The 23,888-nt window shown below is 36.3% G+C and carries 17 protein-coding genes and 3 tRNA genes; 12 read left to right on the top strand and 8 right to left on the bottom strand.

The features are described 5' to 3' along the window. Positions 1-220 precede the first annotated feature (220 nt). The 9 genes from ACPT9C_RS04270 (at position 221) to fucP (ending at position 12,714) form a co-directional block, all read left to right on the top strand. Positions 221-3,490, top strand: coding sequence for a TonB-dependent receptor domain-containing protein (locus ACPT9C_RS04270; protein WP_118795198.1), 3,270 nt, complete (start codon positions 221-223; stop codon positions 3,488-3,490). A gap of 99 nt (positions 3,491-3,589) precedes the next feature. Beyond that, positions 3,590-4,420 carry a Slam-dependent surface lipoprotein gene (locus ACPT9C_RS04265; RefSeq protein WP_105882803.1) on the top strand — a complete coding sequence of 277 codons (831 nt, stop codon included), beginning with the start codon at positions 3,590-3,592 and terminating at the stop codon, positions 4,418-4,420. 52 nt (positions 4,421-4,472) lie between these two features. After that, on the top strand, positions 4,473-5,912 hold the full coding sequence (locus tag ACPT9C_RS04260; RefSeq protein WP_105882804.1) for a porin family protein: 1,440 nt from the start codon (positions 4,473-4,475) through the stop codon (positions 5,910-5,912). Between the two features lie 125 nt (positions 5,913-6,037). After that, positions 6,038-6,787 (top strand): DeoR/GlpR family DNA-binding transcription regulator, encoded by a 750-nt coding sequence (locus ACPT9C_RS04255; RefSeq protein ID WP_005661551.1) that lies wholly within the window; start codon positions 6,038-6,040, stop codon positions 6,785-6,787. A 229-nt stretch (positions 6,788-7,016) separates the two neighbouring features. After that, a complete protein-coding gene (fucI, locus tag ACPT9C_RS04250; protein ID WP_040034231.1) occupies positions 7,017-8,786 on the top strand; it encodes an L-fucose isomerase in 1,770 nt (589 codons plus the stop codon). 72 nt (positions 8,787-8,858) lie between these two features. Next, complete coding sequence (gene fucK, locus ACPT9C_RS04245; protein WP_006995377.1) at positions 8,859-10,271, top strand: L-fuculokinase; 1,413 nt, start codon at positions 8,859-8,861, stop codon at positions 10,269-10,271. A gap of 13 nt (positions 10,272-10,284) precedes the next feature. Next, the gene (fucU, locus tag ACPT9C_RS04240) at positions 10,285-10,719 is read left to right on the top strand and encodes an L-fucose mutarotase (RefSeq protein WP_013526317.1); all 435 of its coding nucleotides are present in this window, start codon (positions 10,285-10,287) and stop codon (positions 10,717-10,719) included. Positions 10,720-10,738: 19 nt separating this feature from the next. Continuing rightward, entirely contained in the window at positions 10,739-11,389 is a 651-nt protein-coding gene (gene fucA / locus ACPT9C_RS04235) for an L-fuculose-phosphate aldolase (protein WP_118879954.1), read from the top strand. Positions 11,390-11,427: 38 nt separating this feature from the next. Continuing rightward, complete coding sequence (gene fucP, locus ACPT9C_RS04230) at positions 11,428-12,714, top strand: L-fucose:H+ symporter permease (protein WP_050847092.1); 1,287 nt, start codon at positions 11,428-11,430, stop codon at positions 12,712-12,714. Positions 12,715-12,858: 144 nt separating this feature from the next. Here the strand turns inward: fucP and ACPT9C_RS04225 are convergent. Continuing rightward, positions 12,859-12,935: transfer RNA gene (locus ACPT9C_RS04225), tRNA-Arg, on the bottom strand. 47 nt (positions 12,936-12,982) lie between these two features. Further along, positions 12,983-13,059: transfer RNA gene (locus tag ACPT9C_RS04220), tRNA-Pro, on the bottom strand. Between the two features lie 184 nt (positions 13,060-13,243). Between ACPT9C_RS04220 and folD the strand changes: the two genes are divergently transcribed. Then, positions 13,244-14,092 (top strand): bifunctional methylenetetrahydrofolate dehydrogenase/methenyltetrahydrofolate cyclohydrolase FolD, encoded by an 849-nt coding sequence (gene folD / locus ACPT9C_RS04215; protein WP_042600580.1) that lies wholly within the window; start codon positions 13,244-13,246, stop codon positions 14,090-14,092. Between the two features lie 142 nt (positions 14,093-14,234). Here the strand turns inward: folD and ACPT9C_RS04210 are convergent, their stop codons facing one another. From ACPT9C_RS04210 to ACPT9C_RS04195, 4 genes are all read right to left on the bottom strand, one after another. Beyond that, a complete protein-coding gene (locus ACPT9C_RS04210) occupies positions 14,235-15,620 on the bottom strand; it encodes a DASS family sodium-coupled anion symporter (protein ID WP_038439489.1) in 1,386 nt (461 codons plus the stop codon). A 199-nt stretch (positions 15,621-15,819) separates the two neighbouring features. Then, entirely contained in the window at positions 15,820-16,623 is an 804-nt protein-coding gene (cysE, locus tag ACPT9C_RS04205; RefSeq protein WP_050848931.1) for a serine O-acetyltransferase, read from the bottom strand. Positions 16,624-16,634: 11 nt separating this feature from the next. Then, positions 16,635-17,642 carry an NAD(P)H-dependent glycerol-3-phosphate dehydrogenase gene (gpsA, locus tag ACPT9C_RS04200; RefSeq protein ID WP_050949048.1) on the bottom strand — a complete coding sequence of 336 codons (1,008 nt, stop codon included), beginning with the start codon at positions 17,640-17,642 and terminating at the stop codon, positions 16,635-16,637. Positions 17,643-17,715: 73 nt separating this feature from the next. Then, a complete protein-coding gene (locus tag ACPT9C_RS04195) occupies positions 17,716-20,247 on the bottom strand; it encodes a class I adenylate cyclase (RefSeq protein ID WP_423717112.1) in 2,532 nt (843 codons plus the stop codon). A gap of 304 nt (positions 20,248-20,551) precedes the next feature. Here ACPT9C_RS04195 and ACPT9C_RS04190 point away from each other — a divergent pair, with 304 nt between their 5' ends. Then, complete coding sequence (locus tag ACPT9C_RS04190; RefSeq protein WP_423717113.1) at positions 20,552-21,763, top strand: uroporphyrinogen-III C-methyltransferase; 1,212 nt, start codon at positions 20,552-20,554, stop codon at positions 21,761-21,763. A 10-nt stretch (positions 21,764-21,773) separates the two neighbouring features. Next, positions 21,774-23,060, top strand: a complete 1,287-nt coding sequence (locus tag ACPT9C_RS04185; RefSeq protein ID WP_110431694.1) for a heme biosynthesis protein HemY — start codon at positions 21,774-21,776, stop codon at positions 23,058-23,060. A 63-nt stretch (positions 23,061-23,123) separates the two neighbouring features. Here ACPT9C_RS04185 and psiE read toward each other — a convergent pair whose 3' ends face one another. Both psiE and ACPT9C_RS04175 read right to left on the bottom strand, forming a co-directional pair. Next, the gene (psiE, locus tag ACPT9C_RS04180; RefSeq protein WP_110431693.1) at positions 23,124-23,543 is read right to left on the bottom strand and encodes a phosphate-starvation-inducible protein PsiE; all 420 of its coding nucleotides are present in this window, start codon (positions 23,541-23,543) and stop codon (positions 23,124-23,126) included. Positions 23,544-23,811: 268 nt separating this feature from the next. After that, a tRNA-Trp gene (locus tag ACPT9C_RS04175) sits at positions 23,812-23,887 on the bottom strand. Position 23,888 lies beyond the last annotated feature (1 nt).

The following is a 23,888-nucleotide window of genomic DNA, read 5'->3' as shown; positions in this document are numbered from 1 at the left end:
TTACATTGATAAAATTTTGGGGCGTATTGTAGCTTGCATACTCTCGAAAAGAAACTCACAAAAAATGACCGCACTTGTGATTTAAGTCAAAAATTTTTTAGTGAAAAATTTTGTTACATCGATCACAAAATAAATAATTTTTCTTTGATGATACGAAAAAAATAGGATCTCCATGTTAATAATAATTATAATAATTATTATTAACATGGAGATTTGAAAGATGAAACATAAATTTTCCTTTATGCTCTGTCCCCTCACCTTGCTCATTCATCAAACTATCTATGCTTCCCCACAAATAAATCAGCTTGATACGATCTCTGTTTTGGGTACTTCTGAAAGTAAAGCCGAAGCAGGTAAAGATAAAATGTTTTCAGAAAACCAAGTAACCGAATATAAAAGCAAGAAAGAAATTGAAACTTACAAAGGTCATTCTGTAGCGGATTTATTGACAGGCACAACGGGCGTATATAGCGGTGATGCACGTAATAGCGGTGCATTGGATCCAAATATTCGTGGTGTACAGGGGCAAGGTCGAATTCCCGTTTTAGTCGATGGCACGGAACAAGCGATCACTGTTTGGCGTGGTTTTGCGGGTGTGAGCAACCGTAACTATCTTGATCCATTTTTAATTAGCGGTGTTACTGTTGAAAAAGGTCCAAATTTAAACCGCACTTTAGATAGTGGCGCAGCAGGCACAATCCGTCTTACCACATTAGAACCCGATGACATTATTAAAAAAGGTGAAAAATTTGGTATCGAATTTAAAGCTGAAACAGCTAATAATTCTATTAAGCAACGTGGTTATCCTATTCCTATTGGTCAAGACTTCCGAAAACTCGATCATCCTGAAGATATGGGATTAGGCGCATTTTCAGCTTATTTTAGAACATCTGATCGTTATCCTGCGCGAGCCAAAGGACGCAATAAATTTTTTAATGATAATGCCTATCGGCTAGCTATAGCGACAAAAGATGAACATTTTGAAGGATTATTTGCTTATGCGTATCGTAACAAAGGCAATTATTTTTCTGGTGGAAAGGGTGGTCATAATTATGGTGAGGGAAAAACTTTAGATGAATACGCACAAGCTCATGATTTTGATCCTAATTATTATCGAAGTGATGATCCTTATATTCCCTGGATAGCGATTGTCTATCATCCGAAAAAAGAAGTCCCAAATACGTCTTTTGAATCCGAGTCCTATTTAGGCAAAGCCACAATTAAATTTAATGATCATACAAAATGGAAATTTGGTTTGCGCCATAGCGATATGCATTATGGTGAGATAATGCCTTCTCGTTTATGGCAAACCAGTTATCAACAAGGCACAGTATTGCAATGGCCACTCGCCCATGTAAAACAAATGGCTATCAATACAGATTTTGAATATAACCCTGAAAATAATAAATGGGTGAATTTGCGCCTTGGAGCCTATGCAGTATTTAATCATGCGAAAACCAATACTTCAGGTGGAAGCCCTTCCGATATTATTTTTGATGATATGGGATTTAATTCGGTAGGAACTGATCTTGTTGCACCTGAAATTAAACAACCGGGAGAAGAAGGATACGAGCAATATTTAATTGAAAAAGAAGAATATATAAAGCAAATACGTCAGAAATGGAAAGAATACGCAGCATCTAATAACAAGACACCAAATATTAAGGGTGTTTTTGATACCAAAGAAGCGCAAGCACAATGGTCGAAAGATAATCATTATGGGGTTTATGTTAGCAACCGTTTTGAAGTTACTCCAAAATTAAATTTTGATGTAATGAGTAATTACAAATGGGAGAATCTAAATTCTGAAAATGAATTTACCAAAAATACTCCACTTGCAAACGAGGTATGTGGTGGTTGGGTTGGTGGCGGTAAACCAGACAGTAATATTTATTGTCCAGGCTGGGATTACCATATGAGTGGCGAACGTCACGGAAAACGTAAAGAATTAAATGTAGGCTTTAATTTCCAATATAGCCCTGTAGATTGGTTGGTTTTAGATGCTGGCGCAAAATATACGCACTATAAATCACGTGATGATGGGTTGAGAAAGCAAATTCAGGATAAGCAAAGGGAAGAGGTGTGGTATCCAGCGGCTATTTCCTTTACTTATAGAGAGCTGCCAAATATTACTGAAGACATGATAAAAAAATATAATAACTATAAGAACTTTGGTATTAAAGAAGCAGAGTTCGAAAATGAATTCTCAAAAAATAATCCAGAACCCAAAATAAGTAACTATAATACACCAAGAGAGTGGTTTAATGATAGAAAAATATGGAGTACACATAGAAGGGAATATGTTAATGAAAAATTAATAGAAAGCAACTTATCTAAACCTACAGATGAAGACTCTCACATAGCTAAAATGTTAGAAAAAAGAAACGGATTAAGTGGAGAGGAAAAAACAATTTATTGGGAAAGAGATCAATATGGAAACTTTAATTTAGATAATTCTCCTATTAATACCATTTTCACGAATGAAAAATTAAATGAAGAACAATTTAATCCAGCAACTAACCAAACTGAAAAAACAATTCAGTATATTAGTGCCAATTTTTCCCAATTAGAAAAACGCAACCCAACGGAAGAACAATGGGAAAAAATGAAAAAAGCAAAACGAACAGCCCACGCTTGGGCTCCAGCTTTTGGGGCAACTGTACTTGTTACTGACAATATTCGTATTTATGCGAGATATACAGAAACAAAACGTATGCCAAGTATTTTTGAAGATACTATTGGTTATTCCATTACTGAACTTCATCCATTCTATGAGCGAAAACCTGAACATAGCAAAAATATTGAGATCGGTTATGTGCAAGATTTACGAGGTTTATTACCCAATGCACGACGTGCTGATATTCGTCTAAATTATTTCCATAATTTAACGAAAAATATATTTGATCGTGATGTGAATTATGAAATGAAACAGTTTGATAAACGAATGTTATCTGGCTTAGAGTTTCAAACTCGATATGATCAAGGTAATTTCTTTGCTGATTTAGGTATCGTTTATAACCTTAAAAATAAATTCTGCGATAAAAATTCAGCAATACTTGATCGAGGTATTTGGGATTATGATGGAAATGCAAAAAAACCAAGAAATCTTCCAGAATGTGTAAATGGTGGCAATGCTGAAGGCTATTTAAAACATACGATAGCACCAAAATATTCCATCACGGCTAACCTTGGCATCCGTGCTTTAGATGAGCGCTTAGAATTAGGTACTCGCTGGCTTTATCATTCTCAAGTAAAAGACAGCCGTGCAAAATCATTAAGAGATGCGGGCTTCTTAGGAAGCACTGAAACCAACCGCTGGAATCCAGTATTAGTGGTTGATGCTTATGCTTCCTATAAGGTAAATGAAAATCTTCAATTAGAATTGGTGGGAACAAATATTACTGATCGTTATTATCTTGATCCACTCACACGCTCAAGCCTGCCAGCACCAGGAAGAACGATCAAATTAGGTTTCACCGCAAAATTTTAAATGAAAATAATTATCATATTTGTTTTTGTGATATGATGATTTTGGCTCAAGACGATTAATGTTTTGATTTTATAAACCTTCTATAATAAGGAAATTATTATGAAAAAACTAAGTAAAATTGCAGTAGCAGTAATGGCTTGTGGTGTTGTTGGTTTTACACAAGCACAAGTTGTCGGTGGCGTATCAACAGATACAACGCAAACTAAATATATTATCGTTAAAGCAGGTTTAAAAGATGGAAAAGCGGGTATTGAAGTTCATGATAGAAACTTACCAGATTATAGTCCCAAAACTGAAAAAGCATTAAGTAAAACAGCAAATAACAAAGGTCAATCAATGGCTTTAATGGCTGAGCGTGCAGACAAATGGATTTCGCGTATTACTGGCGTTGCTAAAAAAGATTCCAATGGCGTAGTTGTGGCAAAATTATACAAAATGCCTAAATTGACTTTAATTATGCCAGATCATACTGGGTTAGGAAGATTGTCCTTTAAACAAGTTGGTAATATGGATACCTACTACGGCGAATGGGAAAATGTAGCAGGAGGAAATACTGAAGAAAAAAATGTTAGTGTTTATTATGTAGGATCCAATCCAACAACTACTTTACCTAGTGGACAAGCTGTTTATTCTGTTAAAGGTATTAATCAATACGATAATTTTGATAAGTCATTGATGACTGGTGAATTTGATGTTGATTTTGAAAGAGCTAGTATTAGTGGTTATTTAAGCAAACCTAATTTATCTCTTTCTATTGAGAGTAAAATTGATAAAACAAATGCAACTTTTGAGGGTAAAGCTACAGCAGAAGGTATCACTGGTAAATCAGAAGGTCGTTTCTATGGTGCGAAAGCAGAAGGCTTAGCTGGTATGGCAACCTTTGCTTCAAAACCTGAATACAACACAGCCTTTGGCGGTACTAAAAATTAAGTTTAATAAACAAAAGGCTTGCGAAAGCAAGCCTTTTTCAACAGGATGTTCTATGTGTAAGCTCCCTTTTTTTTGTTTAATAATTCCTTGTTTTGCCTTTGCTGAATATCCAGATAAAGAATTTCATTCTTCACCACAATTTCAATTTAAACAGCAGAATCAAGATCAGCAATTTATTCAACAAGATAGTTTTCTAAATAAAATCACTATTAATAATCAAGAAATAATGGTTGGCGGGAGTTTAGAAGAAGTTATTACCGCACTTTTTCTTGCTATAAATCATAAACAACTTGGTGATATTCAACGACTATTAACTCTCTATCAACAGCATCCAGAAGCAGAACAAGGAATGATTTTATTTGCAGAAGCGAATATTGCATTTAATCAAGGAAATACCAAAAAAGCCATTCAACTTTACGAGCAACTTGTTCAACAAGAACCCGATTTCACACGCGGAAAATTAGATTTAGCTAAACTTTATTTTTTTAATTGGCAAAATAATCAGTCTCAAACATTATTTCAACAAATATCTTTACCACAACAGCCGAATGTCATGAATCGAGTCAAACAGTTTTTGTCTCAAATTGCTCTTCGTCAATCTTGGCATGGATCTTTCTCTTTAGGTGGGATTTATAATTCTAATTTAAATCAATCCGGGAATGAAACAACCAAAGAGATTGTTGATAACCCTTATTTGGGTAAATTAGAATTAACGAGAACTCGCCCTAAAATACAAAAAGGTTATGGATTAAGTTATGAATTGGGTTTAAGTAAATATCATGCACTTAAAGAACATAATGGGTTCATATTTAAAGGATATTTTTATGGTGAATTGTATCCTAAAAAATCAGAATTTACGGAACATAATATTTCATTAGGACTTGGTTATCGTTTTAAAGATCAATCTAACCAATTCGATCTCTATCCTGTTTTTGAAAAGACATATGCTTATCGTGATTGGTATAGCGAAAGAAAAGGGATTAATTTAATTTATTCAAAAACTATAAATTCTGATTTTTATTTCTCATTACAAACTGAATATAAATGGGAAAAATATCAAGATAAAACGTTGTCCCATCATAATGGAAAAATTTTGTCATTATATCCTACAGTGGTTTACAATCTACCGAATAATTGGATATTATTTGGTGGAATTGATTATTTACGAAAATATTCAACAGAATCAAAGATTGATCAATATAATAGAAAAGGAATAAGATTCGGTATTAATAAATATTTTCAAATAGGAATTGAGCTCACTGCGCAAGCTATTTTTAGAAATACGAATTATGCAGCTTATAATGCATTATTAGGAAAAACTAGAAGAGATCGTGAACAAAAATATCTTTTTACGATATCCTTACCTAAATTTTCATTTTATGATATTACGCCAAGCATTAATCTCACTCACACAATACATCAAAGTAATGCAAAAATGTTATATCGTTATAAGCAAAGTGAAATTGTTATAAAATTAGAAAAAACCTTTTAAAAATAAACCGCACTTTTAGAAACAAATACCAATCCAACATTAGCCTATATAATTTATCCTTGGATTTTCAATATACTCAAGCGTAAACTAGAATCTCGACTAAATCCACCGTATAGGGAAAAGAGATGAATTATCGTGATGAATTAATTTTACAATGGGTAAATCAACAAGGAAAAGCCAGTGTAATAGAACTTGCACAGCATTGTGATATTTCGGTGGAAACCATTCGTCGCGATTTGAACAAATTAGCGAACAAAGGCTTATTGCACCGAACCCACGGAGGAGCAGTGAGTAATAAAACCAAAGATTTAGGTTCATTTTTCCAAACTCGAAAACATATTAATGCAACAGCTAAACGACATATTGCCCAAAAAGCCTTGGATTTGCTATATGAAAATGCCGTTATAGGTTTAGATGCAAGCTCAACAAGTTGGTATTTTGCTTATTTAATGCCCGATATTCCTTGTACAGTAGTAACCAATTCAATGTTTAACATTAATGCCCTAGTTAATAAATCCAATGTTAAAACTATTGTTACTGGCGGAGTTTATTCAGCAAAATATGAAGCATTTTACGGTCCCTTATCTGAGTACTTATTACAACGATTACATATTAATTTTTCAGTGTTTTCTTGTTCAGGAATTGATAAAAACGGTAATATCTGGGAATCAAACGAGCTGAATGCCTCTTTAAAACGAAAAATGATGGAAGCTTCAGAACGTGCTTATTTGTTAATTGATTCTTCTAAATTTGAAAAAACAAGTTTGATTCAACTTGCCGATTTAAGCAAAATTAATACCATTTTTTCTGATCGGTCACTTCCCGATAACTTACAAAAATATTGTGAGCAACACGATATAATGACCGTTTTATAAAAATAGATGACCATTTTGACCGAAAATTACTAAAAATTGAAAGAATCGGTCATATACATTTCCTTAAATATAGTCAATTTTTGTGATCTGCTTCGCAGTTTTGCAACAAAATTTCATTTCTTACTGTTTTCCTTATCATTTTTCTTTCACACTCTAATTCAATGAAAACACCATTTGTTCTGCAGTGATTTCATCATTCTTACTTAAGCACAAACAAAGGAGTGTAACTATGGCTCTTGCTACTCAATCAAATCGTATAAAAATCGGTATTCGTCCAACTATTGATGGTCGTCGAATGGGGGTTCGAGAATCTCTTGAAACCCAAACAATACGTATGGCTCAATCTGTTGCTCAATTATTACAAACACATATTCGTCATACAGATGGTACTTTCGTTGAATGTGTAGTTGCAGATAGCACTATCGGCGGTGTAGCCGAAGCAGCCGCCTGTGCGGATAAATTTAAACGCGAAAACGTTGGATTAACCATTACCGTTACCCCTTGTTGGTGTTATGGCTCAGAAACCATTGATATGGATCCTCACATGCCTAAAGCAATTTGGGGATTTAACGGTACGGAACGCCCAGGTGCGGTTTACTTGGCTGCCGCCCTTGCTGGTCATTCTCAATTAGGACTACCAGCCTTTTCCATTTACGGCACAGAAGTTCAAGAAGCCGATGACACAAACATTCCTGAAGATGTAAAAGAAAAATTATTGCGTTTTGCTCGTGCTGGGCTTGCTGTTGCAAGTATTCGAGGAAAATCCTATTTATCTATTGGGTCAGTTTCCATGGGAATTGCAGGTTCTATTGTAAATCAAGCTTTCTTCCAAGAATATTTAGGTATGCGTAATGAATATGTGGATATGATGGAAATTAAACGCCGTTTAGACCGCAAAATTTATGATCAAGAAGAAGTTGATTTAGCCTTGAGTTGGGTTAAACAATATTGCAAAGAAGGGGTTGATGTAAATAGCCTAGAGAATCAACGCAATGCGGAAGAGCGTGCAGAACTTTGGGAAAATGTTGTGAAAATGACCATTATCACTCGTGATTTGATGGTAGGAAATCCAAAATTAGCAACATTAAATTATGCAGAAGAAGCCTTAGGTCATAATGCCATTGCCGCAGGTTTTCAAGGGCAGCGTCATTGGACTGATCATTTGCCAAACGGCGATTTTATGGAGGCAATGCTCAATTCAACTTATGACTGGAATGGCGTGCGTCCACCTTATATTCTTGCCACGGAAAATGATAGTTTAAATGCAATAGGAATGTTATTTGGGCATCAATTAACTGGCAAAGCTCAAATTTTCGCAGATGTGCGTACTTATTGGAGCCAAGATTCGGTTGAGCGTGTTACTGGATGGCGACCTGAAAGTGGATTCATTCATTTAATCAATTCAGGTTCAGCTGCACTTGATGGAACGGGAGAACATCAAGATGCTCAAGGCAATCCAACTTTAAAACCAGCATGGGATGTTACCGAAGAAGAAGCAAAACGCTGCTTAGAAAACACACGTTGGTGCCCTGCTGTTCACGAATATTTTCGAGGGGGCGGTTTATCTTCTCAATTCCTAACCAAAGGTGGCATACCGTTTACAATGCACCGTATTAATCTTATTAAAGGTTTAGGTCCCGTTTTACAAATTGCGGAAGGCTGGTCAATCGACTTACCTCAAGATGTACATAATAAATTAAATCAACGTACTAATGAAACTTGGCCAACAACATGGTTTGTTCCACGTTTAACTGGAAAAGGTGCATTTACTGATGTGTATTCAGTCATGGCAAATTGGGGAGCAAATCACTGTGTAGCGACTCACGGTCATGTGGGGGCTGATCTAATCACTCTTGCTTCAATGTTACGCATTCCAGTCTGTATGCATAATGTATCAGAGAAAAATATTTTCCGCCCTAGTGCTTGGAATGGATTTGGTCAAGACAAGGAAGGGCAAGATTATCGTGCCTGCCAAAACTTTGGTCCGCTTTATAAATAACCCCTAATTTGTTTTTATAAAAAAGTGCGGTCAAAAACATAATGATTTTTGACCGCGCTGAGGAGAGTTTTTATGGCTATCGCATTGATTTTTGACTGTGGTGCAACAAATTTACGCACCATTGCGATAAATGAAAAAGGACAAATTCTTGCCTCTCATCACCTTGCTAATAATACAAAACAAGGAATCGAATCATCTGATTATCATATTTGGGATATTGAAGAAATCTGGCAAAAATTAACCTCTTGTGCAACTCAAACCTTCAATCAATTAATGCAACAAGGTATTGATTTAAAAGATATTGTAGGAATATCTGTTACCACTTTCGGCGTGGATGGCGCACCTTTTGATGAAAATGATCAACAACTTTATCCGATTATTTCATGGAAATGCCCACGAACCATACCAGTAATGGAAAATCTATCTAATCAATTAGATATCAAATATCTTTATCAACGTAACGGCATTGGTCAATACAGTTTTAATACTTTATTTAAATTACATTGGTTAAAAACACACAGGCCAGATGTTTTCCAAAAAATGGCTAAATTCGTTTTTATTTCGTCAATGCTCACTCAACGCTTAACTGGTCAATTCACTACAGATCACACAATGGCGGGAACATCAATGATGACAAACCTTACTAGCGGTAATTGGGATCCATTGATTTTAGCATCGCTGGGTTTAAGTAATAACCATTTCCCTCCTATGCGTTATGCAGGTGAAAAAGTTGGAAAATTACGTACACCGTTAGCCCAGAAATGGGGATTAAATCCCGTACCTGTCATTTCTTGTGGACATGATACTCAATTTGCTGTGTTTGGGTCTGGTGCAGGGCTGAATCAGCCTGTGTTAAGTTCTGGCACCTGGGAAATCTTAATGGCTAGAACCCAGCACGCAGAACCTAGATTTGAGTTTGTTTCTCAAGGCTTAACCACTGAATTTGATGCACAATCCAATTGCTTTAATCCAGCGGTACAATGGGTGGGTTCTGGCGTCATAGAATGGTTAGGTAAATTATTATTTTCCGATGTTTATGGCAGCGATCACTATTACACCACAATGATCAAAGAGGGAGAAAAAGCTTTTAATGCGGGAAAAAGAGCGGTCAATTTTGAAGGTATTTTTAGCCAACTAGGACAAGGTAATATCAGCGGACTTTCCATGTTTGCTACTCGTGGAGAAATTTATGTCAGCGCATTACAACATATGGCAAATAAACTCAAAAACGGTTTATCCGTGCTACATCAAGTCAGTCAGTTCCAAGCTAAAAGCTTAATTTGTGTTGGGGGTGGTTCAAAAAATGTATTGTGGAATCAAATCCGTGCAAACACCTTAAATTTACCGATTGATGTTGTGGACATTTCTGAAAGTACTGTACTTGGTGCCGCAATGTTTACCTTTGCAGGCGTAGGCATTTACGAAAATGTAAACGCGGCACAGCAAGCGATGCAACCAACAAGAAAACGAATTTACCCAAACTAGAAGGAACAACAAAATGCTAAAAGGTATTCACCCAGCTCTTTCTCCTGAATTACTAAAAACCCTCGCCGAAATGGGGCATGGCGATGAGATAGTTCTAGCTGACGCCCATTTTCCCGCACATTCACTACATAAAAATGTAATACGTGCTGATGGTATATCTATAGATATTTTACTTGAAGCAATAACTCCCTTATTCGAATTTGACGCTTATGTTGATGCCCCTCTGTTTATGATGAAAGCAGTTGAGGGAGATTCTTTAGATCCGAATGTTGAAACTCGTTACTTAAATGCGATTGAAAGTGCGGTCGGTTTCACACCAAATTTAACCTGTCTAGAACGCTTCGATTTTTATACCCGTGCTAAACAGGCTTATGCTGTTGTTGTCAGTGGTGAGATCGCAAAATATGGCAACATTATCATTAAAAAAGGGGTTACTCCCATTTTATAAACAATAGAGGTACTACAAAATGAACAGAGCAGAATTATCACAAAAAATCATTGATACTTGCCTTGAAATGACAAAATTAGGTTTAAATCAAGGCACAGCGGGAAACGTTAGTGTTCGTTATAAAGATGGAATGCTGATTACCCCGACAGGTATGCCATATCACTTAATGAAGACAGAAAATATTGTTTATGTTGATGGAAATGGCAAACACGAAGAAAATAAATTACCATCAAGCGAATGGCAATTTCACTTGAGTGTTTATCATACTCGCCCTGAAGCAAATGCCGTTGTCCACAATCATTCCATTCACTGTGCAGGCTTATCCATTCTCGAAAAACCTATTCCTGCAATTCATTATATGGTAGCCGTAGGCGGCACAGATCATATTCCTTGTGTACCTTACGCAACATTTGGTACTCACGAATTAGCTAGTTATGTCGCAACAGGAATCAAAGAAAGTAAAGCCATTTTACTAGCACACCATGGTTTAATCACTTGCGGAGAAAACCTAGATAAAGCTTTATGGCTTGCACAAGAAGTAGAAGTATTAGCATCTTGGTATTTGAAATTACTCTCTACAGGATTAGAAATTCCACTGCTCAGCAAAGAGCAAATGCAGGTAGTGTTAGGTAAATTCCACACCTATGGATTACGTATTGAAGAATCCTAAACCTTGTTATACCCCATCACTTACATGAGGAAAACATTATGAACGCCAAAGTTTTAGAAAAGAAATTCATCGTCCCCTTTGTGCTTATTACTAGCTTATTTGCTCTTTGGGGATTTGCCAACGACATTACCAATCCGATGGTCGCAGTATTTCAAACAGTAATGGAAATTCCAGCCTCAGAAGCGGCATTGGTACAATTAGCTTTTTATGGAGGATACGGCACAATGGCTATTCCTGCGGCATTATTTGCAAGTCGCTATAGCTACAAAGCGGGGATTCTTCTGGGGCTTGCTCTTTATGCAATAGGTGCATTTTTATTTTGGCCAGCTGCGCAATATGAAACATTTAATTTCTTTTTAATCTCCCTTTATATTTTAACCTTTGGGCTTGCTTTTTTGGAAACCACTGCCAATCCTTATATTCTTGCAATGGGAGATCCACAAACAGCTACACGTCGTTTAAATTTCGCACAATCATTTAATCCGCTTGGTTCAATAACAGGTATGTTTGTTGCTTCCCAGTTAGTCCTAACGAATCTTGAATCTGACAAACGTGATGCTGCAGGAAATTTGATTTACCACACCCTGTCTGAAGCAGAAAAAATGGGGATTCGCACCCATGATTTAGCTGAAATTCGCGATCCTTACATAGCACTTGGTTTTGTCGTAGTTACAATGTTTATTATCATTGGATTGAAAAAAATGCCTGCTGTAAAAGTAGAAGAAAGTGGACAAATTAGCTTTAAAAGCGCAATAAGCAAACTGGCTAAAAAAGCTAAATATCGTGAGGGTGTGATCGCACAAGCCTTTTACGTGGGTGTTCAAATTATGTGTTGGACATTTATCGTACAATATGCTGAACGTTTAGGTTTCACTAAAGCTGAGGGGCAAAACTTTAACATCATTGCTATGGCTATTTTTATTAGCAGTCGCTTTATTAGCACGGCATTAATGAAATATTTAAAAGCAGAATTTATGCTGATGCTCTTTGCTATTGGTGGTTTTTTAAGTATTCTCGGAGTTATCTTTATTGACGGTGTATGGGGTCTATACTGCCTAATTTTGACCTCAGGTTTTATGTCTTTAATGTTCCCTACCATTTATGGTATTGCCCTCTATGGCTTAAAAGAGGAATCGACATTAGGAGCTGCAGGCTTAGTAATGGCTATTGTAGGCGGCGCATTAATGCCACCACTACAAGGAATGATTATTGACCAAGGCGAAGTTATGGGACTTCCAGCAGTAAATTTCTCCTTTATCCTACCATTAATCTGTTTTGTAGTAATTGCCGTTTACGGCTTCAGAGCTTGGAAAATACTTAAATAACCAAAATATTGTTTTTATCTGCATCATCAAGAGTGTATTTAAGCTTCTTCACTCAAATGATGCAGATCATGAACATAAAATCTAACAAACTAAAAGACTTATATTTGAAAAAACTAGACAGAGTCTAGTTAAACAAATAACAAATGGCACGCCCTAAAGGATTCGAACCTTTGACCCACGCCTTAGAAGGGCGTTGCTCTATCCAGCTGAGCTAAGGGCGCATTCAAAGGATTTCTTTTGTAAAAATTTCAAGAAAATATGAAAGAAGTGGTCGGCGAGATAGGATTTGAACCTACGACCCACTGGTCCCAAACCAGTTGCGCTACCAAACTGCGCTACTCGCCGACAAGTGCGGTCAATTATAAGTTTGTTTTTATTTCAGTCAATGAAATTTTTGATTTTTCAACTTGATTGTTCAAAATTATTCCACTTTAGGAAAAATCCCCCTTTTTCATTGTAAAAAAATCATTGTTCGTTAAAATAGCAAACGCTTTCTTTTTCATCACATAATCATATTAAGGATAGCTCAATGACCGCAAAAATCATCTCTGGTACTGAACTTTCAAAACAAATTAAAGCTCGTTTGGCAGATAAAATAACCCATTATATTGAACAAGGAAAACGCGCTCCGGGACTTGCTGTAATCCTCGTTGGTGCTGATCCTGCTTCGCAAATTTATGTGGGCAATAAACGTAAAAGTTGCGAGGAAATCGGTATTCTCTCTAAATCTTATGACCTCCCTGAAACAACTACGCAAAATGAATTATTAGCGATTATTGACCAACTTAACGCAGATAAAAATATTGACGGTATTTTGGTGCAACTCCCCTTACCAAAACAAATTAATGCGGAAGCCATTATTGAACGTATCGATCCTAAAAAAGATGTAGATGGCTTTCATCCTTATAATGTTGGGCGGTTATGCCAACGTATTCCAACTTTACGTGCTTGTACACCTTATGGTGTGATGAAACTATTAGAAACAACGGGCATTGATTTACACGGCAAGCACGCAGTAATTGTAGGCGCATCTAATATTGTCGGTCGCCCAATGTCTTTAGAATTATTACTAGCAGGTGCAACCGTCACAGTAACACATAGATTCACTAAAGATTTAGAAAACCACGTTCGCCAAGCAGATATACTTGTCGTCGCGGTAGGTAAACCAAATTTAATTTCTGGCGATTGGATCAAAGAAAGTGCGGTAGTAATTGATGTTGGAATTAACCGTGTAGATGGAAAATTAGTAGGCGATGTAGAATTTGACAAAGCAGCCGAAAAAGCGGCGTATATTACGCCAGTACCTGGTGGTGTTGGGCCAATGACTGTTGCAATGTTGATGAGCAATACGCTTTATGCTTATGAACACAATAAATAGCTTTTGTATAGAACTGTTATAAAAAATGGGTTAAAGCTTTCATTTGCTTTAACCCATTTATTTAAATGGCTTTATTGTACTTCTCACGTTTAAATTTATAATCTTCAATCATCATTTAAACTTAAAAGTAAACAATCCTATATTATTTAAGCCAGAACATATAAGCTACAGTGGCAATCACGACAACACAGACTAAATTCAGTAAGAAACCAACTTTAACCATTTCACTTTGTTTTACTTGACCAGAGCCAAATACAATCGCATTTGGTGGTGTCGCCACTGGTAGCATAAAGGCACAAGATGCACCAATACCAATAATTAATGCTAAACCAATTTCTGGCATACCCAATGATTGAGCGATAGAAATAAAGATAGGTACAAGTAACGCCGCACTCGCTGTATTAGAAGTAAATTCAGTTAAGAAAATAATAAACGCCGCAACTAATAAACCAATAAGATAGAAATGTTGCCCATCAATCATAAAGACAATGCTATCCGCTAAAATTTTACTTGCACCAGAATCCTTCAACACCGCACTTAATGTTAATCCACCACCGAAAAGCATTAATACGCCCCAATCGGTATTTGATTGAATTTGTTTCCAACTTGCAACGCCTGTTGAACAAATAACAATTGCCGCCAATAGGGCTACGATACTATCAAAACTTGCAATATTTTTTTGTAAGCCTAGCAATCCTGAAATAAACGGATTAATTTTACCGCTAAATATCCACGTTAAAGCAATGACTGAAAAAATAATAAACGTCAATATACGCATAGGATTCATTTCAATATTTTCAAAGGTCTGTTCAAAATTGAGATGAAGTTTTGGTTTGAAAATAATGTAAAGAATCCCAATCATCAACGGCAACAAAATAATCATTATTGGTAAGCCATACCATAACCAATCAGAAAAAGTTAAATTTAAATTACTTGCTACAATTGCATTTGGTGGACTTCCTACAAGGGTTCCCATACCACCAATTGATGCACTATAAGCGATCCCTAATAGCACAAACACATAAGTATTATGATCTTTTTCACGATCAAGCTGGCTTAAAATACCCATTGCAAGCGGTAGCATCATTGCAGCAGTTGCAGTGTTACTCATCCACATAGAGAGAAAAGCTGTAATCAAAAAGAGATAAATAACTGCGATAAATAAATTACCGCGTGCTAGTGCCATAATCTTATTGGCAATCAATTTATCAAGTTTTTGAATATGCAATGCTGTCGCCAAGGAAAAGCCACCAAAAAATAAAAATATTGTCGGATCAGCAAAACCAACTAAAGCTTGTTTAGTGCTAACTAATCCCAATGCCACAGCCAAAAGTGGAACTAATAACGCAGTAATAGTAACGTGCAATGCCTCACTTAACCAAAGTACTGCGATAAAAGCTAATAATGCCAAACCAGAATTAGCTTTTGGTTCAAAAGGTAATACATTTAATAACACAAAAAACAGCACAATATCTAAAATAAAAATAATGCCGTTTTTATGACTTTTTAAAGATGCCATCTCACCCATAAAGTTCCTCCGTTAGGGCTATCACTTAAATAGGGTTCAATGTTAAATGAATGTTATAAAGATGCAACGAGCAATATTCAGAAATGTGATCGAGAACAACAAATTTTAATAAAAAACACGGTGTACTATTATCTTTATTCCAAAAATTGGACTATTCGCTCAAACAGAATTAAGTATATTTATTAATCATTTTATTTCCCTAAATATTCAAATTCATGCTATCATCAATACCAATAAAATATTGGTTCATATCAAAGGCAGGTTTTGCTGCTTTATCTTGACTTACAATTCGAGCTGGCACACCCGCTGCGGTGGCATATTCAGGAACAGGGTTAAGCACAACAGAGTTTGCGCCAATTTTAGCGTATTTGCCCACTTCAATATTACCAAGAATTTTTGCTCCAGCCCCAATCATAACACCCTTGCGTACTTTTGGATGACGATCGCCCGATTCTTTTCCTGTACCACCAAGCGTTACGCCTTGCAAAATTGAGACGTCATTTTCAATTACAGATGTTTCCCCTACAACAATGCCCGTTGCGTGATCGAACATAATACCGTGACCAATTTTCGCTGCAGGATGAATATCGGCATCGAAAGCCACTGAAATTTGATTTTGTAAATAAAGGGCAAGGGATTTACGATTTTGATTCCATAAATAGTGGGTAATTCGATAGCTTTGAATTGCGTGGAAACCTTTTAAATAAAGTAATGGAGTGGACCACAATTCTACAGCGGGATCTCGGTGGCGGACAGCTTGAATATCACAAGCAGCACAATCAATGATCGACGGATTGGCTTGATAGGCTTCTTCAATAATTTCACGGAGAGAAATAGCTGGCATAATAGGATTGGCTAATTTGTTCGCCAATAAATAACTTAGCGCACCGCCCAGATTTTGATGCTTTAAAATTGTAGAGTGAAAAAAACTCGCAAGCATAGGTTCGTTTTCGGCAAGTTCTTTGGCTTCTTGGCGAATATGTTGCCACACATCTAATGTCATAATTTCTCCTTTTATTCGCCTTTACATTCTCGCCCCAAAAGGCTGATTGCTACATCTTTTGCACTTTTACCACAAAACAGCATTTGATAAATTTGTTCTGTAATCGGCATTTCCACACCTTGTCTTTGTGCAAGCACATAGGCTTCTTTTGTATTATAAAAACCTTCCACGACTTGCCCAATATTTTCCATAGCCATTTTGGCATCTAATCCTTCACCTAGCATTAATCCAAAACGTCGATTGCGCGATTGATTATCGGTGCAAGTTAGCACTAAATCGCCCAATCCAGACATTCCCATAAATGTATTGGTATTTGCACCGAGCGAGATACCTAAGCGGGTAATTTCTGCAATACCTCGAGTAATCAGTGCTGTACGAGCATTTACACCAAGTCCCATTCCATCTGAAATACCTGCGCCAATTGCGATCACATTTTTAATTGCACCACCAAGTTGAACGCCAATCATATCCGAATTTATATAGACTCGAAAATGTTTACTACAATGAATACGAGACTGAAATTCCCGCGCGAATTGCTCGTTATTGGCAGCAAGCGTAATAGCTGATGGTAGACCTTGCGCTAATTCTTTTGCAAAAGTTGGTCCAGAAAGTACAGCTAGTGGATATTGCGTTCCGAGTTGTTCTTCAACTACGGTTTGTAGTAAACGCCCTGTGTTACGTTCCAGACCTTTTGTTGCCCAAATTAATCGGTGATGGGCTTTTAAGTGCGGTTTGATTTTTATAAGAATTTCACCGAAAGCATGGCTTGGCATCACGATTAAAATATCTTGAGAATATTCCATTGCTTGTGCAAGATTACTTTCTAAATGAAGATCCTCAGGAAAGATGACATCCGGCAAAAAACGATAATTTTGTCGTTCTGTCTGCATTTGTGCGATATGGGTGGGATTGTGCCCCCATAAGTAAGTGGGAGAACCATTGCGAGAAAAGGTAATTGCCAGTGCAGTTCCATAAGATCCCGCACCTAGCACAGTGATTGGTGTTTGCGAAGTTATCATATCCACAATTTATCCAGTAAAAGATGGAATAAGTATAGATATATTTGCACTCCCTATCAACTACAGGAAAATATTACTTATTCATTGGACGGAATTTAAACGGCACAATGGATATGCCATTTTTTCCATTTTGTAGTTGATAAAATTGAGGATAGTTAAAATTATGTTGAACGATATTGTAAGGATTTTTATCGCCTTCCTGTTTGGCATTTTGATAAAGCTGATTAATCTCCCGCACTTTTTCGTCTTTTTCTCCATCACAATGGCGATAGATTTCGAGATGATTAGATTCATCTAAAATGTAAACATTGAAGCTGTGATCGGAATTATCTTCAAAAAAGAATTGTAGAAATCCTTCGCTTGCGAAGGCATCCATTTCTGGTGGATAGCGACGACTTTCTCGGTTTGTCTCGCCATCTTCAATTGGCGTTTGTAAAACTTCGTCAAAATCCACCGCACTTTCAGCTTCATTACAGACCGATTCATTTCCGATTTCTTGTAAGCTGATCCCGCGATCTTCAAAAAATAATTGCCAGTTTTTACCCGCTACGCGTAAACGTGACGTTTGGCAAGGTTGTTGAATATCGCCTACTTGGATGCTAACGCATCGATTGACTAATCCCATCACTAATTGGCGTAAATCTTGGCGATAACGTTCGCTATAACAATAGACTTGGATGAAATCTGGGCGATTAACGCCACGATAAATTTTGTTAGAAAGCACTTTTAGTGCAAGCAAAATAGCATTTTGCCCTTCAAAATGGAGCGTTCGGATTTCGTTCCACACATTGCGATAAGTAAAATCAATACTGCCTACAAGACTTTGTTCAAGCGATCCAAAACTAAATAAATCTCGCGATGAAATACCAGTTAATACTTCTTCTACTTTGGATGTTGGATCTACGGTAAGATTTATAGCAATAAACAGGCTACGAATTTCGCATTGATTCAATAAATCGCTATTTTTAGGTTGTTTGGCGATTGTGCTTGGAAAAGACTGACGCAAGTTAGTGACAAAGCGTTGTAATGTATTTAAAGTCACATTCTTGCTAAAAATTGACAATTCGGTTTTTTCTGTGAGCAAATGATTGAAATAAGCCCAAGAAACTAATTTATTCAGACTTTCTCCGTATTCGATCACCCGTTCTTTGGAGAACATAATATGATGCCTTGGTTGATTAATCAGGTACCAACCATCTTTAAAATGTTTATTACCGCAAACTTCCACAAAAGTCAGGTGTGCTTCTGATAAATTGTGAGATATCTGTGTGTTGAGTAAGGACACTTTGCCGGGAAGTTCTTCAAAAGCAGTATAAAGTTTGCGAGAAAGAATGTTGATATCTTGTGGCACGACGCTCGAGTGAATGTGATGCTTTCGTGCAAATTCCACTAAATTACGATAGCTCAACATTAAAAATTTCATTATGTTATCGTGGTTTTCTTTTACTGCCTTAATTTTCCAAAATGGACGCTTATTGAGATGTTTTACCGTTTCTGCAGACCATCCCCATTCTTGTGCAAGGATTTCCATATAACGAATACGCCAATTATTAGTTTGGTAACGCACAAAATCTTCCGTTGCTTTCACATAGAAACAACGGCGCACAAAATCCAAACGTTTAAATTCAGAAAGTGCGGTTAAATATTGGGTTACTTTTGCAAGAATGGCAATGTAAGGATCAAAATGGTGGTCAGGATTGGTATTGCCTGTAAGTAAATCTCGCTTAAAAGTGCGGGCAATTAAGCAAGTGTTTGGGTATTCCTTGGAATAGGCTTCCAACAACAAAATTTTGAGCACAGATTTATAAGGAGAATCAATCCCTTTATAAAGATGCCATAAGCTAGCACCGAAATATTCGTTTGCAGAAAATTGTCCTAAACCGCCGAAATCTACCCAATCATTTGGATCAATTTCCCCTTCCGTAATTAAACGAGCGACCTCTTTTTCATAGTCTTTTTCATTTTCCACCCATAAATGCAACCAAAGTAGAGGTTTACCTGCTAAGCGTACGGCGGAGCGATAGAACTCATCAAGCAATAACATATATTGCGCAGATCCGCTATTTTCAATAGTCAGTGGGTCAGCATAATGTTCATTGCGGAAACGTTGTTGATCCATCAAATAAAAATTAATTTCCACATTAAATTGTATTGCCCATTCACTAATCCGCTTGGCTTTTTGAGTAAGAAGTGCATATTCATCTGAACTCAAGCCATCACGGACACAAATCCAAGTATCAAGATCTGAAGAAGAGGTTTGGCTTATTGAGCCAAAGCTACCCATTACATAAACGCCTAGAATTGGTGGTAAAACTTCGTGAAAATTTACCGCACTTTTGAGTGTTGATGGCTTATGATCGGCATAGTGAATACCGTATTCATTGGTGAGCCATTTTTTTTGATAATCAGAAGCAAGGAAATTCGCAATGCCAGAGCGGGCGTGAATAACATAGCCGGGAAGTTGCGGATGGTTTAGGTGTAGAAGTAAAGGTGCAATCGCTAAAACGTGTTGGAATGCATCGCCTGAACCTTGTAATGCACGCTCAAAACGGCGTTGATCCAAGGCGCTAACCCATTGTTTTGCTTGTGCTAGATTACATTCCACGTGGTGTCCCTACCAGAACAACAAAAATTAGCGAACAATTTACCACTTAGGGAGTATAAATGCAAAAAAATGTGACATAAATCACAATTTTTCGAAAAATACTATAAATTTTACCTATCAACAATCAAAATGACTTTTTTACCTAAGAGTGGTAGGATAGCACCTAATTTTATTGCGTAAATAGCTTAATTCTGCCGATATAAAAATCTATATTTTCTATTATTAGTGGATAGCTTGATATTTTTCTTATCAACGCAAAGTATTATAAAATACCTTACTCAATATCACTTATTAAGGAATTGATATGGCAAAAGAGCAACCTAACGACCTCACTGAACAACTTACAGATACGCCAAAAACAGCTGTTGAACAAACTGAAACAATGCAGTCTGTTCCGCAAACTATTGTGAAAAAAACGGGTACAGCATTGAGTTTATTCGCAATACTTGTTGCGCTAGGTATTGGTGGAGCTGGATACTATTTTGGTCAGCAACAAATAGCTGAAATTCAACAGAAATTAACCGCACTTGAAAATCAAACGGGAGCAAATCTTTCCTCAAATAACACCAATAACAATAAACGACTTACACAATTAGAACAGAGTTTAAAAACTGCACAAGAAAATATATCTCAACTGGAACAATTAATTGTAAGCAAAACAGGGGAAATAACATCCTTACAAACTAAAATGAAACAAGTAAGTCAGCTTGCCATCGCACAACAACCAAGCGATTGGTTATTTTCCGAAGCTGATTTTTTACTAAATAATGCCCTGCGTAAACTTGTTTTAGATAACGATGTTGATACAGCGGTTTCTTTATTAAAATTAGCTGATGAAACCCTCGTCAAGGTTAATAATTCACAAGCAAATGAAATTCGTAGTGCAATCAATCAAGATTTAAAACAACTTCTTTCGCTTTCAAGTGTGGATCAAAATGCGATAATGCAAAAACTGTCACAGCTTGCAAACACAGTCGATGAATTACAGGCTTTGAATGTAAATTTTGATGAAACATCTAAAAATAATGATAAATTATCCAACAACATTACTGACTGGCAACAAAATATTGAAAAAAGTGCAACCTCTTTCCTAAATCATTTTATTCGTATTTCGCCAAAACAAAATTCAAATAAAAAAGAATTACTTGCACCAAATCAAGATATTTATCTTCGTGAGAACATTCGTCTACGTTTACAGCTTGCGATTATGGCAGTTCCTCGTCAGCAAAATGAACTTTATAAGCAATCTCTAGAAGCTGTTTCTTCTTGGGTTCGTAGCTATTTTGATACAAACGCTGAAGTAACACAAAATTTCTTAAAATTAGTAGATGGATTGACTGATACTTCTATTTATGTAGATGTACCAGAGCAATTAAAAAGTTTAACATTACTTGACAAATATCTTAATCGTACAGCTTTAGATCTACAAAAAGTGGAAATTGAAGCAGACAAGGCGATTGATACAATGCCTAAAGTAGACGCTGTTAAACCAACACAATCTGAATCACAACAATAAGGATAAGTCTATGTTTAGAGTGCTTTTTTTAATGCTGACATTGCTTGTAGGACTTGTAGCAGGGCCTTATATTTCTGGTCAGCAAGGTTATGTACGCATTGAGACAGCAAATCGTATTATAGAAATGTCCATCACTACCTTAGTGATTTTTTTCATTATTTCTTTAGCAATAATTTATGCTTTTGAATGGGGCATTACTCGTTTCTTTCGTTTAAGTCGTAGCTCTTATCAATGGTTTTCTAATCGCAAACGTGTAAAAGCGCAAAAACAAACCCTTGAAGGCTTGGTAAAAATGGATGAAGGGGATTACGCTAAAGCAGAAAAATTAATTGGCAAAAATGCTAAACATTCTGCTGAACCTGTACTAAATCTCATCAAAGCAGCAGAAGCCGCTCAACAACGTGGCGACGAATTTAGTGCAAATCGCTATTTAATTGAAGCAACAGAATTAGCCGGCTCTGATAATTTGCTCGTGGAAATTGCTCGTACTCGCATTTTATTGCAACAAAACAAGTTACCTGCAGCGCGCAGTTCTGTAGATAGCTTATTAGAAATGGCTCGTCGCAATAAAGAAGTATTAAAACTCGCGGTAGAAATTTATCTTCGCTCTAAAGCCTATCAAGCTCTAGATAAAATTTTAGACAATGTTGCGAATAGCGGTTTATTCAATGATGAAGAATTCAAAGCTCTTCGCTCTAAAACCGAAAATGGTTTACTCGACGAGAAAATGAACGAAGAAGGAATTGATGGCTTACTAACTTGGTGGAATCAGCAACCTCGTCATCGCCGTAACAATATTGAACTTAAAATTAGCCTTATTCAACGTTTAATTGACTGTAATGATCATGAATCAGCTACTGAATTGACATTTGAAATACTGAAAAAACTCGGTGACAATACAGCAATCAGTTTACCTCTTTGTACTCAAATTACACGTTTACAACCAGAAGATAACAGTAAACTTCTCAAGCTAATAGAAAAACGTGCAAAACGTGTGGATGAAAAACAAAAATGCTGTATCAATCGTGCTTTGGGTTATTTATATGTTCGTAACAATGAATTTATTAAAGCAGCAGATGTATTCAAAAACGTGATCGCTTGCCCTGAACAATTAGAACAAAATGATTTGATGATGGCATCTTATGTATTTGAACAAGCGGGCGATAAAGCATTAGCTGAACAAATTCGCCAAGAGAGTTTGAAATCAGTGATGGCAATTCAGGATGTCATTCCAGAAAGTGCGGAAGAAAAAACAGAAGAAAATTCAACCGCACTTTTAGAAAGCAAATCTGAGTAGCTCAACTAAAAAGACAAAACGCACTTCAAATGAAGTGCGTTTTTTGTTGTTTTGAATCTAAAACTATATATTTTTCAGTTTATTAGAATATAACACCAAACAGAGTGCGATCACCATAATCAAAATTGTGCCTGCAAATAAGATGGTATCCACCGAGCTTTCATGATTAACAATGATTAAACGCAACATCGCAGTGATCCCAGCATAAATAAAATAGCGTAAAGGGAAGTGATATCCGCTTTTAAAATACTGCACAATCAAACCAATAAACCCGAAATATAAGAAAAACATTACTGCTTGTTCAGCAACATCATAAGGTACAACAGACGAAGTGTTAAGCACCATCATAGATAAAGTATAAGTTATTTTTACAAGGGCAATAATAAGCACAATCGCTAGCACAATCAACGCTGTACAAAGCACAATTTTCAATACATCAGTAATGATTCGTGGCAATTTTTCTAATTCTGGGGACTCTTCCATTTTTATTCCTTACAACAAAATTAAGACTCGTATACTAATGTAAAATTATAAAACTGATCAAAATTATTTAAAAATAATGTTCAAAAAACTATTACTTATAATATTAAACAAAATTAATTATTAGAAATTATTATATTCCTACGCATTTAAATGCGATCACATAATAAAGTTTATGAATAAATGTCACATTTACACTACAAGAATAGGATAATTTCTCACAAGAAAATTTTTACAATGTAGTAAATTATTGAAAATGAAAGGTTTTTTATGGCAGGGGCGGAGAGGCTCGAACTCCCAACACCCGGTTTTGGAGACCGGTGCTCTACCAATTGAACTACGCCCCTA

This window comes from Haemophilus sp. HN_Hi16 (assembly GCF_049823435.1).
Taxonomy (GTDB): domain Bacteria; phylum Pseudomonadota; class Gammaproteobacteria; order Enterobacterales; family Pasteurellaceae; genus Haemophilus; species Haemophilus influenzae_D.
The sequence above is the reverse complement of the archived record's forward strand: the minus strand, read 5'-3'. Positions and strand labels throughout refer to the sequence as shown.